Genomic DNA, 14,483 nt, shown 5'->3' on the forward strand with positions numbered 1-14,483 from the left:
TTTCTGGGGTTGAAGGTTTTTCCCGCAGTGATCGCAAACAGGGGGTCTCGGGTCTCTTGCACTGCAAGCTCCAAGAGGCGGAGCTCATTGCGAACATCAACAAAATCCGGCGGAGTTTTGTGACAATCAACGGGTAAGTTGGTCGATCTCAGAAGCGCAACAATATCTGAACCACGGTTTTCCAGAAGCCTGGCTATGTGATGCACACCAAAACCTGGAACATTCCAAGATTGGCCGTCAGAACTCACCTTGTCCTCTTTCATGCTCATATGCCGCCCGAGTCTGAAGTACCCTGCTAATCAGGGCGTTTTGTGTTTTAGGTAACAATACGCAGGGTCCAAAAGCCATGCCAAGAAATCGTTTAAGTGCTGCCACAAGGCAGGCAGTGGCGACCCAACACAGGGCAACCAAAGCCCACTCTTCCTTAGCTTAATCTCCTGCCGGGTGGTCCGACGAATAGGCGTAGCTCTATGCAGCTACGTTGGTCGACCTATCCGCGGCTTGGCAACTTGAAAGAAAATGCCAAAAAACTGAGCTCTTCTCACAATACCCAAAGCTGTCGCGTTCCTAGGTTTGAAATGTATCGGCAACTTAAGGAGATCAAGAATGGAACGTATTAACATCATCAAAAAGCTCATTGTTGCGCCAACCTTGGTGATTGCCCTGTCCACCGGAACGGCCATGGCAGAGCCGGGCCAACACTCGGGTACCGGCGCCCATCATAGCGCCCATATCACTCAGACTGGGATGTCTCGGAACGCCACGCCTGAAACAACGGAATTCCCAACCGTTACCGGCAAAATTGTTATCCGAATAACAAACCTTTCCCCGTTGGAGGCGGCGCAAAATGTGGGAACATCCCACTGGATCGGAAGCAGCGACGGCGTTGCCGCCAACAATACAATAAACATCAATTCGGATGCCCAATTTATCGACCATGTGCCCACAGAAAACCAAGGCGGCATGGATTCCCCAGCTCCATAGTGTCACCGCGGGGCGTTTAGACAAGTTGAGGACCAACCTTCGCCCCGCATTACAGCCATTTGTTAGCCAGCAAAACCTAGGCATACTTTTTTGCTGTTTGGGGCTCACCGCACGAGGGACGACACATAGACCGGCGAAACTTCTGTAAAGGTTCGAAAAGAACTTCATCGATCAGCTTAGGCGTTGCGTATGTCCGCTCAAAAGTCCCAACTGCAAAAGGGCTCCGACCGGCCTTGCAATTTGATACAATTTATCTTGCCCCGACGCGCCTCCGGCGACGATCGTTGTCTCAACTTTACCTGATGGCGCGACAGAGGTTTCTAGAGGCTCGCAGGGCCTCATTCCTTGCGCCGAGCCGTTTCAACGCTTCATTGTAGGCCAACCAGTTCGTCGTTTTGACTTCGTGGGGTAAAGCTGTTCATACCACACAGCTATCACCTTGGATTCATGCAGTGAATCCTCAAACCAATTTGTGCGAAAAAGTAGGTTACTTGGTCAAACAGCAAAAAATCTCTGCGTTGAAACCTTGCTTTATTGGTCGGAGTGAGAGGATTCGAACCTCCGACCCCTGCCTCCCGAAGACAGTGCTCTACCAGGCTGAGCTACACTCCGACCGTGGCGGGTGATTTATACCTGAGGGTTTGGATGTGCAAGAGGGATTCTGGGTCTGGTTTGTGATTAGTAACAGGCTTTGGGCAGGCTCAAAATCCCTGTGATTAGCCCCATGTCAGATCAGGCGGTCAGTGCGATAAAGTCGGATTTTTGTGCCGCCGTGATCCACTACCGGCCCTGCCGGAAGCAAAGGAAGGCGCGTGGCATGGGCCAGGGATGGGGTGCTTGTTACGATGCCAACGCGCCAGCCTTTGAAGCGTGACATCAGAACCTTGCCGAAACTCCCATACAAGGATCGCAGACGTTTTTCATCGCCTATCCTGGCGCCATAAGGGGGGTTCACGATCACTAACCCCTCAGCACCTTGCGGGGGCTTCAGATCGCTGACGGAGTGGCAATGAAATGTTGTATTGGTCGAAACACCGGCTTGTTCCGCGTTGGCTTTTGCGGCCTCGATCGCGCCTGCATTCCTGTCGGAGCCGAAGAACTGAACCTCGGGGGCAGGGGAGGGTGACCCGGCGCGCATGTCGGACCAGATGTCGGGATCAAAACTCCTTAGGCTTTCGAATGCAAAATTACGCGTGCGACCGGGAAGCAGGCCCAACGAGATCTCGGCAGCCTCGATGACGAAAGTGCCCGACCCGCACATGGGATCCAGCACCGGTTCGGTCCCGTGATAGCCACATTCGCGCAGGAACATGGCCGCCATTGTCTCGCGCATGGGGGCCTTGGCGACGGAAGTCTTGTGACCTCGCTTGTGCAGGGGCTCTCCGGAGGTGTCGATCGAGAATGTGCAGATGTCTTTCTCAATCCGCAAAAGCACGCGCAGGGCTGCATCTGTCGAGATTGGAGTCCCTAGTGTCTCGGCCAGCGCTCGCTCGATCCTTTGGCGCGCGGCACCCGCATGATAGATGCGCGATTTGCGGCTTGTCGCCTCGACTTTTACCGGCACTTCCGGGCGCAGGAAATCTGACCACGGAAATTTTCTGGCGCGTTTGTCCAGTTGTGCCAGATGGACAGCGGGAAAGCTGCCAATCCGAACCAGAACTTTATTTGCGCCCCGAAGGCAAAGGTTGGCACGCCATACTTCGGGCCACCCGCCCCGACAAACCACGCCACCAGCAATGACCTTGGCATCGGCGAATCCCTGTTCGGTGGCCTCGGCATGCAGCGGCACCTCTAGTCCGGGCGTTGCTACCAGAAAAATTTCCAGATCGTTCGTTTGTTCCATCAAGGGTGCTTACACCGGACATGATCGGGGCGCGACAGGCAATTTCAGCGAAAGTGATACAAGAAAGTGAATACCGTGAGGGAATTTTGACGGTTACAGGTTTGCTTTTGGTATCATCCCCGCGTAAAGGGGCCACAATCAGAGGGACGGCCGCGGATTTCAGTCGCAATTCGACGCTTTTGCGACGACTGCTTGGAATTCTCGCGTTATTGTCTGACACTAGATAGGTGTTGGCTCAGCCGGCACAGGTAAAGAGGCTTGGAAGACCGTAGCGACATGCAAACTTTCAAACTGAAAAAAGGGTTGGAGCTGCCGGTGCAAGGCGCACCGGAGCAAACCATCCATCCGGGTCCAGAATTCAAGACTGTTGGGGTTTTGGGGGGCGATTACCTTGGCTTGAAACCGCGAATGCTGGTTCAGGAGGGGGATGACGTTCAACGTGGCACTCCGCTATTCTGTCACAAGGACGCACCCGAGGCGATGATGGTCGCCCCGCTAAGTGGTAAGATCGTTGCCATCAACCGTGGTGCGCGCCGGGTTTTGCAAAGCGTTGTGATCGAGGTTGCGGATGCCAACGACACGGGTATCGATTTCTCGGGTGTTGGTGATGCGGACAGCGCCGAGGGTGTCACCGCCAAGCTATGCGCCGCGGGGCTGTGGACCGCTTTCCGTACGCGTCCCTATTCCAAGATGCCAGTTCCGGGCACCAAGCCAGCAGCGATTTTCGTCACAGCCATGGATAGCGAGCCACTGGCCGGAGATGCAGAACTCATCATCAATGACGCGGGCAAAGCATTTGCGGATGGTCTGGTAGTCGTATCCAAGCTGTCCGAGGGCAAAACCTATTTGTGCCATCAGGACGGTGCTTCGGTTCCGGGTAGCGATCTGCCAGGCGTAGAGGCGGCGGCATTCTCTGGTCCGCATCCTGCGGGTTTGGCCGGAACCCACATCCATTTCCTCGAACCGCTTGCGGGCGAAAAGCAGGTCTGGACCATCGGGTATCAGGATGTCATCGCGATTGGCCGCCTGATGCAGACGGGCCATCTGGACCCTAATCTGGTGATCGCCCTGACTGGCCCGGGTGCCCGTCAGCCGCGCCTGATCCGTACGGTGATGGGAGCGTCGACCGAAGACCTGACCCGGGATGAGATTGATGTGGAGGGCACGGCACGGATCATTTCGGGCTCGATCCTATCTGGTCAGCATGCGGATGGCCCAACGGCTTATCTGGGGCGTTTTGCAAGGCAGATGACCATCATCCGTGAGGACCACGACCAGATTCCGATGGGCTGGATCCGCCCGATGCCTTCGAAATTTGCGGTTCAGCCGGTGCTGGGTTCTGCTTTCGCCAAAAAGCTGTACGCGCTCAGCTCGAATCTGAATGGGGGGCGCCGCGCCATGGTGCCCACGGGTACGTTCGAAGAGCTGATGCCGCAGGACTATCTGCCGACGCAACTGCTGCGGGCACTACTGGTGATGGACACCGATACCGCGCAAGCTCTGGGCGCGCTCGAGCTGGACGAAGAGGATCTGGGCCTTGTCGGCTTTGCCTGTCCGGCAAAATATGAATACGGGCTGGCGTTGCGCGACTGCCTGAACAAGATTGAAAAGGAGGGCTGATCCAAATGGGTTTGCGCAGCTTCTTCGATCGGATCGAGCCGAACTTTACCAAGGGCGGCAAGTACGAAAAGTATTTCCCCATCTACGAGATGGTCGAAAGCTTTATCTACACTCCGAAAACCGTGACCTCTGTGGCCCCGCATGCGCGGTCTTACGTGGATATGAAGCGGATCATGACCTATGTCGTGATCGCGACCATTCCCTGTATCCTTTGGGGGATGTGGAACACCGGCTATCAGGCCAACTCGGCTATCGCCAGCCTCGGGCCGGACTCTGCCGCCGGTTGGCGCATCGCTCTGCTACAGATGTTTGGTATCTCGCTGGACCCCAGCAGTGTCTTTGCAAATGTGATGCACGGGTTGATGTATTTTCTGCCTATCTACATCGTCACACTGGTCGCAGGCGGCATATTCGAGGTCATCTTTGCCACCGTGCGTGGTCATGAGGTGAACGAAGGTTTCCTCGTAACATCAATGCTTTACACGCTGATTATGCCGGCCACTACACCCTTGTGGCAGGTGGCTTTGGGCATCATCTTCGGTGTGGTTATCGGCAAAGAGGTATTTGGCGGCACCGGCAAGAACTTCCTTAACCCCGCGTTGGTTGGTCGTGCGTTTTTGTACTTCGCTTATCCTGCGCAGATGTCGGGTGACTCGGTCTGGACCCCGGTTGACGGGTTCTCGGGTGCAACCGCGCTGGCGGTGTCAGCGGCCGAGGGCGTACAGGCTCTTGCTGCCGAAGGGATCACATGGTCCAGCGCTTTTTACGGCACCATTCAGGGCAGCTTTGGCGAGACCTCGACCTTGGCCTGCTTGATCGGCATGGCCTTCCTGCTGATGACCAAGATTGCCAATTACCGCCTGATCGTTGGCTGTCTGGCCGGGACCATCGGATTTACTCTACTGCTGAACCTGATCGGGTCGGATACCAACCCGATGTTCGCGATGCCGTGGTATTGGCATGTGGTTCTGGGTGGGTATGCATTTGGCTTGGCCTTCATGGTGACCGAACCGGTTTCCGCCAGCCACACCAACCTGGGCCGCTATATCTATGGCGCCTTGATCGGTGTGATGGTTGTGATGATACGCGTGATTAATCCGGCCTTCCCCGAAGGCATGATGCTGGCCATCCTGTTTGGCAATGTCTTTGCACCGCTGATCGACTATTTCGTCGTGCAGGCCAATATCAAACGGAGGGCGCGTCGCCATGTCTGATCCGCAACCTCAAGAACCCAAGGGCGCATTGGCTCGCTTTCTGGCCGCCTCGCCGGATTCGGTTGGCAAGACGATCTTCGTCGCCGTTGCCGTCTGTCTTGTTGCCTCGATGGTGGTCTCCGCTGCTGCGGTCAGCTTGCGCCCGGTGCAAGAAGCCAACGCGCTGAAGGACAAACAGGTTAACGTTTTGCAGGTGGCTGGTGTCTTCGAGCCGGGCATAGACGTGACCGAAGCCTTCGCTGCGTTCGAGCCGCATGTGCTCGAGCTTGCCACCGGCGAATTTGTCGACGATCAGTTCGATCCGGCAACCTTTGATGACCAGGCTGCTGCAAGTGATCCTGAACTCAGCGTAGCACTGGACACTGACCCGGCGGGTGTTGGTCGTCAGGCCAAGTACCGAGTGATCTATCTGTTGCGCGATGATGCGGGCGATTTAGACAAAGTGATCCTGCCGCTGCATGGTTATGGCCTGTGGTCGACGCTCTATGGTTTTATCGCTCTAGAAAATAACGGCAACGACATCTACGGCCTGCAGTTCTATCAGCATGGTGAGACTCCCGGCCTTGGCGCCGAGGTGGACAACCCGCGATGGAAAGGTCTGTGGAATGGCAAGAAATTGCGCGACGATGCAGGCGAGCTGCAGATTACCGTCGCCAAGTCGCAACCCGCCGCCGGTCCCGATTTCTATGTCGACGCGCTTGCTGGGGCCACTCTGACCTCGGTTGGTGTCGATAACCTGGTGAAATTCTGGATGGGTGACGCGGGCTACGCCCGGTTCCTGGCCAAACTGCAAGCAGGAGAGTTTTGATGTCTCAGACCAAGAAAGAGATGCTGGTCGACCCTCTTGTCGACAATAACCCGATCACGCTGCAGGTCCTGGGCATCTGTTCCGCGCTGGCCGTGACTTCCTCGTTGCAGGTGGCCTTTGTAATGGCGCTGGCTGTGACCTTCGTGACCGCCTTCTCGTCGATGTTCATTTCGATGCTGCGCAACCAGATACCCGGCTCGATCCGGATTATCGTTCAGATGGTGATCATCGCGTCGCTGGTGATCCTGGTGGATCAGGTTCTCAAGGCCTATGCCTTCCAGATTTCGAAAACCCTGTCGGTTTTCGTCGGGCTGATCATCACAAACTGTATCGTGATGGGCCGTGCCGAGGCATTTGCGATGAAGAACCCCCCGATCGCATCTTTTATCGACGGTGTTGGCAACGGCATGGGCTATGGGCTGATCCTGTTGCTAGTCGGCTTTATCCGCGAGCTGTTGGGGGCCGGGTCGCTGTTCGGTGTCACCATCTTGCAGACTGTAAACAATGGCGGCTGGTACGTACCTAACGGTATGCTGCTGTTGCCGCCTTCGGCGTTCTTCATCATCGGCCTGATCATCTGGGCCTTCCGTACATGGAAGCCGAACCAGGTCGAAGAACGTGAATACAAAATCCAGCAGGTAGAGGCACACTGATGGAAGGGCTTATCTCACTGGCCGTAAAGGCCATCTTTGTCGAAAACCTTGCGCTCAGCTTTTTTCTTGGCATGTGTACCTTCATCGCCGTGTCCAAGAAAATCTCGACCGCGCTGGGTCTGGGGATCTCGGTCATGGTCGTGCAGGCGATCACCGTTCCCGCCAACAACCTGCTGCTGACCTATCTGTTGAAGCCCGGCGCATTGGCCTGGGCTGGGTTCCCAGATGTGGACCTGACCTTCCTTGGCCTGATCTCGTATATCGGTGTGATCGCGGCCATGGTTCAGATCCTTGAGATGGTCTTGGACAAGTATTTCCCACCGCTCTACAACGCGCTGGGGATTTTCCTGCCTTTGATCACGGTGAACTGTGCCATCCTGGGTGGATCGCTGTTCATGGTCGAGCGGGATTATAACTTTGCAGAGGCGACGACCTATGGTCTGTCTTCGGGCTTTGGCTGGGCGCTGGCGATAACTGCAATGGCGGGCGTGCGCGAAAAGCTGAAATACTCGGACATTCCCGACGGCCTTCAAGGTCTGGGGATCACCTTTATCACCGCGGGACTGATGGCGATGGCCTTCATGTCCTTCTCGGGCGTGAAACTGTAAGGGGGCGGCAATGGAAACCTTTAGCCTTGGCGTCATTCTTTTCACGCTGATCGTATTGGCGCTTGTCGCCCTTATCATGGCTGCACGGTCCCGGCTGGTGTCGACAGGCAATGTCAACATCACCATCAATGGTGAGAAAACTGTGTCCGTGCCCGCCGGCGGCAAATTGCTACAAACTTTGGCGGCCGAGAAACTGTTCGTGCCATCGGCCTGTGGCGGCGGCGGGACCTGCGCACAATGCCGCGTACGCGTCCATTCCGGCGGTGGCTCGATCCTGCCGACCGAAGAAAGCCATATCACCAAGCGCGAGGCCGCTTGTGGCGACCGTCTGTCTTGTCAGGTTGCAGTTAAACAAGACATGGATATCGAGGTCCCCGAAGAGGTCTTTGGCGTCAAGAAATGGGAATGCACGGTTCGGTCGAACGAAAACGTTGCCACCTTTATCAAAGCGCTGACGCTGGACCTGCCCGAAGGTGAGGATGTGAATTTCCGCGCTGGTGGCTATATCCAGATCGAAGCCCCCGCCCATTCGCTGAAATACACTGATTTCGATGTCGAGGAGGAATATCGCGAAGATTGGGATCGCTTCAATCTGTGGCAATACGACTCGGTTGTTGCCGAACCCATCGAACGCGCCTATTCCATGGCCAACTATCCGGACGAAAAGGGCATGATCATGCTGAACGTCCGGGTTGCCTCACCGCCTCCGGGTTCCGAAGGGATACCGGCGGGCCAGATGTCGTCGTATATCTTCAACCTGAAACCGGGTGACAAGGTCACGATCTCGGGTCCATTCGGTGAATTCTTCGCCCGCGAGACCGGAAGAGAGATGGTGTTCATCGGTGGTGGTGCTGGTATGGCGCCCATGCGCAGCCATATTTTCGACCAGCTCAAACGGCTTGAGAATCGCGACCGCAAGATCACCTTCTGGTACGGTGCCCGGTCCAAGAAAGAGATGTTCTTTGTCGAGGATTTCGACAGCCTCGCGGAAGAGTTCGACAATTTCGAATGGCATGTCGCCCTGTCGGATGCCCAGCCCGAGGATGACTGGAAAGGCTATACCGGCTTTATCCATAACGTGCTGTTCGACGAATACCTCAAGAACCACCCGGCACCCGAGGATTGCGAGTTCTACATGTGCGGACCGCCGATCATGAACCAGTCGGTCATCAACATGCTGCTGGATCTGGGTGTGGACCGCGAAGATATCATGCTCGACGATTTCGGCGGGTAATCAGTTATCCGGCGCCCTGTGGCGCCGGTTTCATTTTAGGTCCTTTGGTTCGATTACAGGCGCAGGTCGCTTGCCTCGCGTGGCAGGCAGGATTTGATGTCGAAGACTACGCTGTTTTCTTTGCCATAGGCTCGAAACTGCAAAGGATCGAGTGCCCGATATTCCGCATGCGCGACGGCCAGGACGACCCCGTCATAGAGCCCTGGCTCAGGTTGGTCGATCAGGTCCAGGTCGTATTCTTCTTGCGCAGCTTTGGGGTCGGCATGAGGGTCGTGGACATCGACGCTGATGCCATAGCTTTGCAATTCTTCGATAATGTCGACGACACGGGTGTTGCGCAGGTCGGGGCAGTTTTCCTTGAACGTCAGGCCCATCACCAGAACACGGGCGGCGCCAACATTGATACCGCAACGGGTCATACGTTTGACCAGTTGCGACACTACATAGCTGCCCATCCTGTCATTCAGGCGCCGCCCTGCAAGGATGATCTGCGGGTGATGGCCCACGGCCTCGGCCTTGTGCGTCAGGTAGTAAGGATCCACGCCGATGCAATGCCCGCCGACCAGACCGGGGCGGAAGGGCAGGAAGTTCCACTTGGTTCCGGCTGCGCGCAGCACAGCCTCGGTATCGATGCCCATGCGACCGAAGATCATCGCCAACTCGTTCACCAGAGCGATATTCAGGTCGCGCTGGGTGTTTTCGATCACCTTCGCGGCCTCAGCCACGCGGATGCTTTCAGCCTTGTAGGTTCCAGCGGTGATGATCCGGGCATAGAGCGCGTCAACCAGATCAGCGACCTGCGGGGTTGAACCAGCGGTGACTTTGCAGATGTCCGCGATACGGTGGGTCTTGTCACCGGGGTTGATCCGCTCGGGGCTGTAGCCTGCAAAGAAATCCGTGTTGAAGGTCAGGCCCGAGGCGCGTTCCAGCACCGGAACGCAATCTTCTTCGGTTGCGCCGGGATAGACGGTGGATTCGTAGATCACCAAATCACCGGGTTTCAATACGTGGCCAACTGTTTCCGACGCGGCCAGAAGGGGGGCTAAATCAGGCTGCTTACCTGCGGTGATCGGCGTGGGGACGGTTACGACATAGGTATCGCAATCGGCAATCTCCGAGGGGTTGGTTGTGAATTTCAGGCCGCCCGCCGCGCTCAGGTCATGTGGCTCAACCTCATGCGTTGCATCTACGCCAGCGCGTAGTGCCTCGACCCGCGCCGCATTGATGTCAAATCCGATCACCTTGCCAATTTTGCCGAAGGCCACGGCCAGGGGCAGGCCGACATAACCCAGCCCGATCACAGCAATCTTTCGGGAATTGGGGTCGGTTTCAAGCATATGCGTCACTTACCATGATAGTCGCGGAACCATTCGACAAACTGGGCGATTCCATCTTTGAAGTTTGTCTGCGGACGATAGCCGGTCAGCTTTTGCAGCAGATCACTATTCGCCCAAGTGGCAGGAACATCACCCATCTGCATAGGCATGTAATTGCGGATGGCTTTCTTGCCGATAGCTTCCTCAATGGCTTCGATAAAATCCATCAGGCGCACTTTGTCGCCATTGCCAATATTCACCACGCGCCAGGGCGCCGCCGGCGACAGGCTATCACCTTCTTCAATCTCATCTGCGCTGTCCGGCCGCACCGGAGGGACGTCGATCAGCAGTCGGATACCGCGGACAAGATCTTCGACATTGGTGAAATCCCGATACATGTCGCCGTGGTTATAGATATCGATCGGGCGGTCATCCAGGATGGCGTCCACAAATTTATAGAGCGCAAGATCGGGTCGACCCCATGTGCCGTAAACGGTGAAAAACCGGAACATGGTCGTGGGCAGGTTCCACAAATGGGCATAGGAATGGCCCATCGCCTCGTTTGCCTTTTTGGTTGCGGCGTAGATCGTCAGCGGTGTGTCGGCCTTTTCGACCTCAGTAAAGGGCATGACCTCGTTCGCGCCGTAAACCGAGGATGTCGAAGCCATCAGAAGGTGGTCTACCTTATGCTCGCGCGCGATTTCCATGACGTTGAACGTGCCGACCACGTTGGAATTGATATAGCTGCGCGGGTCCTCAAGGCTATAGCGGACACCAGCCTGCGCCGCGAGATGCACGATCACTTCGGGCTGGAATTCTTCGGCGACCTTTGCAAGCTGGTCGTAGTTTTCCAAGAGATCCTCGGTTGCGGAAAACCCAGGGGATTGCAAGAGCATCTGGTGGCGACGCTGCTTGAGCGAGACGTCGTAATAATCCGTCATGCCATCGTAGCCGTGAACCTGAAACCCCTCGGCCAGTAGCAATTTTGCCAGGTGAAAACCGATGAACCCTGCTGTGCCTGTGACTAATACGCGCTTCATTTAACCCTCGACCCAAACCAAAACCGTTTGAAACATCAGGGATACTTTCAGCCCCTCAAGGTCAAGGGGATTTTCCCACAAACCGCGCCATTGGGGCAATCCAGAACCCGAATTCACTTGCGGATTGTTGTTGCCCGCCAGTCAGGGTAGGAAATTGCGATGGTGTGGGATTGGATCAAAACCAGGTGGAAAAAACCTCAGGCGGCGCAGAATTCAGTTTCTGGCATCGCGCCTGACCAGAGGTTTTATGCCGTGGGGGATATCCACGGGCGATTGGATCTGTTGCAGACTTTGCTGGCAAGGCTGGATCCAGATTGCCCCACGATCTTTGTCGGGGACTACATTGATCGTGGCAATTACAGCGCCCAGGTGCTGCACCAGTTACGGCACCTTAGCCGGGTCCGGGGCAATGATTTCATTTGCCTGCTGGGTAATCACGAGGAGATGCTGCTGCGGTTCACCGATGACCCAAAACGGGTCGGCAGGCTTTGGCTGCAAAACGGTGGCCTGCAGACGCTCGCCTCATTTGGGATAACCGGTGTGGATGAAGACACAGTCGGCACGGATGCCATCTCGGTGGCTGACAGATTGCGACGCGCGATGGGCGATGATTTGCTGTCTTGGCTGCGTGCCCGCCCCCTGACCTGGACCAGCGGAAATGTTACCGTGGTGCACGCAGGTCTGGACCCGGGCAAGGCTTTGGACGACCAATCACGCCAGGTTTGCCTGTGGGGTCATCCGAATTTTTTACGGCAGATGCGCGAAGATGGTCAGTGGGTTGTCCATGGTCATACAATCACGTCAGAGCCCCGCGCTGAGAATGGCGTTGTTTCGATCGACACCGGCGCCTTCTTCAGTGGCAGGTTGACCGCCACTGATATTCGCGCCGGCGAGGTCCGGTTCATCGCAACCGACGAGCAGCCGGAATAGCTGTCAACCGACGATCATCTGCTTCATGCGAAGGGCTTCATACTCCAGCTCTTTGAGGCGGAAATGCACGACATCACCGATCGTGATCACGCCACGAAGATGGCCATCGCTGAGGACGGGCATGTGGCGAAAGCGCCCCTCTGTCATGGTTTTCAGCACATCGTTCAACAGATCCTCGGGCGCGCAGGTTTGTACGCTCCGGGTCATCAGATCTTCGACAGATTGGGGCAGGGTCTGGCCCGGAGTATCGGCCATACGGCGCACAATATCACGCTCGGACAGGATACCCTGAAGCGTACCGTTCTGATCTGTCACCACCACAGCGCCAATCCGCTTTTCCTTGAGGATATTCACCACCGAATGAATTGTGTCTTTCGGGCGCACGGAAAAAACCGCGTCCCCTTTGCCAACAAGCAGCTTTTCGACTGTTGTCTGTGTATGAGAAAGGTTCGATTCAACCGACTGGCTATGTGAGGCAGCCGCGGCCTTGTCGCCGCGTGTCGGTGGCTGGTAAGAGCTTGGGGCCATGGGCAATCTCCTCTTGCTTTGCTTTTCACCTTACCGCAGCCATATGACCTGTATAGGGTACAAATGCCCAAACCGGGGAAAACTGCCAAAAACCAAGGAAATCCGGCCCGTTGTCCAACTTTTATCTGACCCCCCCTGTTGCCGCGCTGATATTTTTTGCGGTTGTCGTTTGTGGCCATAATTTTCGCATGACCTGGAAACAGCAGGCTCCGGGATGGCAGAAGAAAGCATGGCTGTTCGGGGTGCCCGCCGGAATCGGTTTGTTGGCGCTAGGCTTCCTGCCGCTGAAAGCCTGATGCAGGTTTGACTCTGATTGGGGCCGCTGTCATACGCCGGGCACGCTTTTCCTCAGGAGGGACCCACATGCGTTTCTTGCCAGTCCTGGCTGTCGCCACACTTATTTCCGGCTGCTTGTTCGACAAAGAGCCCGAGGTGGTACGCCTGTCAGGCGAAACGATGGGGACCACCTTCAACATCACGGCCATCGGTGTCGATGTTGATGAAGAAGCGCTGGCGGGTGCGGTCGAACAGACACTGGCCGAAGTTAACGCAAAGATGTCGAACTGGGACCCGAATTCCGAGGTTTCGACCTTCTCGGACTCGGGCAGCACTGAACCTGTAGCCGTTTCGGATGAATTTGCGCTGGTGCTTGATGCCGCGAATGATGTGCACGAGAAATCCGGGGGTACATTCGACGTGACTCTCGGCCCGCTGATCGAGCTGTGGGGCTTTGGTCCGCGCAAACCGGAAGATCCGGTGCCCGCAGATTCTGACATCCAGGCGGCTTTGGGCAGGGTCGGACAGGCCAGATTGCTGCAACTGGATCGCGATGCCGGAACTTTGGCGAAGGCCGATGCCGGAGTCGGCATTAACCTGTCCGCCATTGCCAAGGGGTATGGCATCGACGCCGTGGCCGAAACGCTGCGCACGGCTGGGATTGAGGACTATATGGTCGAGATCGGCGGCGATCTGGTCACAAGAGGCGATAACGACAAGGGTGAAACTTGGCGGATAGGGATCGAAAAACCCCAGGCCGATGCGCAGAATCTGCAGTTGATCGTACAGCTTGATGATCTGGGTATGGCGACATCCGGCGATTACAAGAATTTCTTTGAACAAGATGGTGTGCGGTATTCGCATATCATTGACCCAACTACTGGCCGCCCGATCACGCATCGGACCACTTCGGTCACGGTACTGGCCGAAAATGCTATGATGGCAGATGCTTGGGCGACAGCGATGTTGGCCTTGGGTCAGGAAAAGGGTTTGAAACTTGCCGAGACGCATAAACTTGCCGTGTATTTCATCTCGCGGGATGTGACAGGCGGTGAGGATGCCTATATCACGGTACACAGCACAGCGTTCAAAGAGGCGTTGGGCACCAACTGACGGGTTGAGCTGAGATGAGCACTTTTATTCTGGCCTTCATTCTGCTGCTGATCATCATGGTTGGCATGTCGCTGGGTGTGATGTTGATGGGTAAGACCATTAAGGGCAGCTGCGGTGGCCTGAATGCGATCTCGGGTGCGGATAAATGTGTGGTCTGCCAAAAGGACGTGGACCCTAACAGCCCCTTGCGCGACAAGCTTCAGTGCAAACGCGCCCAAAAGATGCTTGAGCAGATGGAACGGCAGGCCTAATAACTTAGCGCTTCGTTTGGCGGTTGGAATTGGCTAAGCAGGTCCCTGAATAACGGGGGCGCAGA

15 protein-coding genes, 1 tRNA gene and 1 pseudogene are annotated in these 14,483 nt (G+C 56.1%); 11 read left to right on the plus strand and 6 right to left on the minus strand.

Annotation, left to right across the window (positions count from 1 at the left end; translation table 11 throughout):
- Positions 1-263: pseudogene (locus AC2FLE_RS10780) on the minus strand (AraC family transcriptional regulator); the annotation flags it as partial.
- A gap of 343 nt (positions 264-606) precedes the next feature.
- Between AC2FLE_RS10780 and AC2FLE_RS10785 the strand changes: the two are divergent.
- On the plus strand, positions 607-984 hold the full coding sequence (locus tag AC2FLE_RS10785; protein WP_496696961.1) for a hypothetical protein: 378 nt from the start codon (positions 607-609) through the stop codon (positions 982-984).
- Between the two features lie 535 nt (positions 985-1,519).
- On the opposite strand, the gene AC2FLE_RS10790 is transcribed toward AC2FLE_RS10785, so the two are convergent.
- Positions 1,520-1,596: transfer RNA gene (locus tag AC2FLE_RS10790), tRNA-Pro, on the minus strand.
- Between the two features lie 115 nt (positions 1,597-1,711).
- Positions 1,712-2,827 carry a THUMP domain-containing class I SAM-dependent RNA methyltransferase gene (locus AC2FLE_RS10795; protein ID WP_496696963.1) on the minus strand — a complete coding sequence of 372 codons (1,116 nt, stop codon included), beginning with the start codon at positions 2,825-2,827 and terminating at the stop codon, positions 1,712-1,714.
- A gap of 276 nt (positions 2,828-3,103) precedes the next feature.
- On the opposite strand from AC2FLE_RS10795, the gene AC2FLE_RS10800 reads away from it, so the two are divergent.
- Genes AC2FLE_RS10800 through nqrF form a run of 6 tightly spaced genes read left to right on the plus strand, consistent with a single transcriptional unit; the run spans position 3,104 to position 8,964 of the window.
- Positions 3,104-4,447: a Na(+)-translocating NADH-quinone reductase subunit A gene (locus tag AC2FLE_RS10800; RefSeq protein ID WP_496696964.1), complete on the plus strand. Its 1,344-nt coding sequence runs from the start codon at positions 3,104-3,106 to the stop codon at positions 4,445-4,447.
- 5 nt (positions 4,448-4,452) lie between these two features.
- Positions 4,453-5,661, plus strand: coding sequence for an NADH:ubiquinone reductase (Na(+)-transporting) subunit B (locus AC2FLE_RS10805; RefSeq protein WP_142636382.1), 1,209 nt, complete (start codon positions 4,453-4,455; stop codon positions 5,659-5,661).
- Positions 5,654-6,469, plus strand: a complete 816-nt coding sequence (locus AC2FLE_RS10810; RefSeq protein WP_496696966.1) for a Na(+)-translocating NADH-quinone reductase subunit C — start codon at positions 5,654-5,656, stop codon at positions 6,467-6,469. Before AC2FLE_RS10805 ends, AC2FLE_RS10810 begins: the two co-directional genes overlap by 8 nt.
- A complete protein-coding gene (locus AC2FLE_RS10815; RefSeq protein WP_142636378.1) occupies positions 6,469-7,122 on the plus strand; it encodes an NADH:ubiquinone reductase (Na(+)-transporting) subunit D in 654 nt (217 codons plus the stop codon). Before AC2FLE_RS10810 ends, AC2FLE_RS10815 begins: the two co-directional genes overlap by 1 nt.
- Entirely contained in the window at positions 7,122-7,730 is a 609-nt protein-coding gene (gene nqrE / locus AC2FLE_RS10820) for an NADH:ubiquinone reductase (Na(+)-transporting) subunit E (RefSeq protein ID WP_142636377.1), read from the plus strand. The genes AC2FLE_RS10815 and nqrE overlap by 1 nt, the downstream gene beginning before the upstream one ends.
- Before the next feature lie 10 nt (positions 7,731-7,740).
- Complete coding sequence (nqrF, locus tag AC2FLE_RS10825; protein ID WP_496696968.1) at positions 7,741-8,964, plus strand: NADH:ubiquinone reductase (Na(+)-transporting) subunit F; 1,224 nt, start codon at positions 7,741-7,743, stop codon at positions 8,962-8,964.
- Between the two features lie 53 nt (positions 8,965-9,017).
- On the opposite strand, the gene tviB is transcribed toward nqrF, so the two are convergent.
- On the minus strand, positions 9,018-10,301 hold the full coding sequence (gene tviB / locus AC2FLE_RS10830; RefSeq protein ID WP_496696970.1) for a Vi polysaccharide biosynthesis UDP-N-acetylglucosamine C-6 dehydrogenase TviB: 1,284 nt from the start codon (positions 10,299-10,301) through the stop codon (positions 9,018-9,020).
- 5 nt (positions 10,302-10,306) lie between these two features.
- The gene (locus AC2FLE_RS10835) at positions 10,307-11,320 is read right to left on the minus strand and encodes a GDP-mannose 4,6-dehydratase (RefSeq protein WP_271948911.1); all 1,014 of its coding nucleotides are present in this window, start codon (positions 11,318-11,320) and stop codon (positions 10,307-10,309) included.
- A 159-nt stretch (positions 11,321-11,479) separates the two neighbouring features.
- Here AC2FLE_RS10835 and AC2FLE_RS10840 point away from each other — a divergent pair, with 159 nt between their 5' ends.
- Positions 11,480-12,250 carry a metallophosphoesterase family protein gene (locus tag AC2FLE_RS10840; RefSeq protein ID WP_496696972.1) on the plus strand — a complete coding sequence of 257 codons (771 nt, stop codon included), beginning with the start codon at positions 11,480-11,482 and terminating at the stop codon, positions 12,248-12,250.
- 3 nt (positions 12,251-12,253) lie between these two features.
- On the opposite strand, the gene AC2FLE_RS10845 is transcribed toward AC2FLE_RS10840, so the two are convergent.
- Positions 12,254-12,778 (minus strand): CBS domain-containing protein, encoded by a 525-nt coding sequence (locus tag AC2FLE_RS10845; protein ID WP_142636370.1) that lies wholly within the window; start codon positions 12,776-12,778, stop codon positions 12,254-12,256.
- A 110-nt stretch (positions 12,779-12,888) separates the two neighbouring features.
- Between AC2FLE_RS10845 and AC2FLE_RS10850 the strand changes: the two genes are divergently transcribed.
- The 3 genes from AC2FLE_RS10850 (at position 12,889) to nqrM (ending at position 14,418) form a co-directional block, all read left to right on the plus strand.
- Positions 12,889-13,074: a hypothetical protein gene (locus tag AC2FLE_RS10850; protein ID WP_282021770.1), complete on the plus strand. Its 186-nt coding sequence runs from the start codon at positions 12,889-12,891 to the stop codon at positions 13,072-13,074.
- A gap of 67 nt (positions 13,075-13,141) precedes the next feature.
- Positions 13,142-14,167 carry an FAD:protein FMN transferase gene (locus AC2FLE_RS10855; protein WP_496696974.1) on the plus strand — a complete coding sequence of 342 codons (1,026 nt, stop codon included), beginning with the start codon at positions 13,142-13,144 and terminating at the stop codon, positions 14,165-14,167.
- A 14-nt stretch (positions 14,168-14,181) separates the two neighbouring features.
- Positions 14,182-14,418: a (Na+)-NQR maturation NqrM gene (gene nqrM / locus AC2FLE_RS10860; RefSeq protein ID WP_271948901.1), complete on the plus strand. Its 237-nt coding sequence runs from the start codon at positions 14,182-14,184 to the stop codon at positions 14,416-14,418.
- Positions 14,419-14,483 lie beyond the last annotated feature (65 nt).

The organism is Ruegeria sp. CDSA077 (assembly GCF_059612265.1).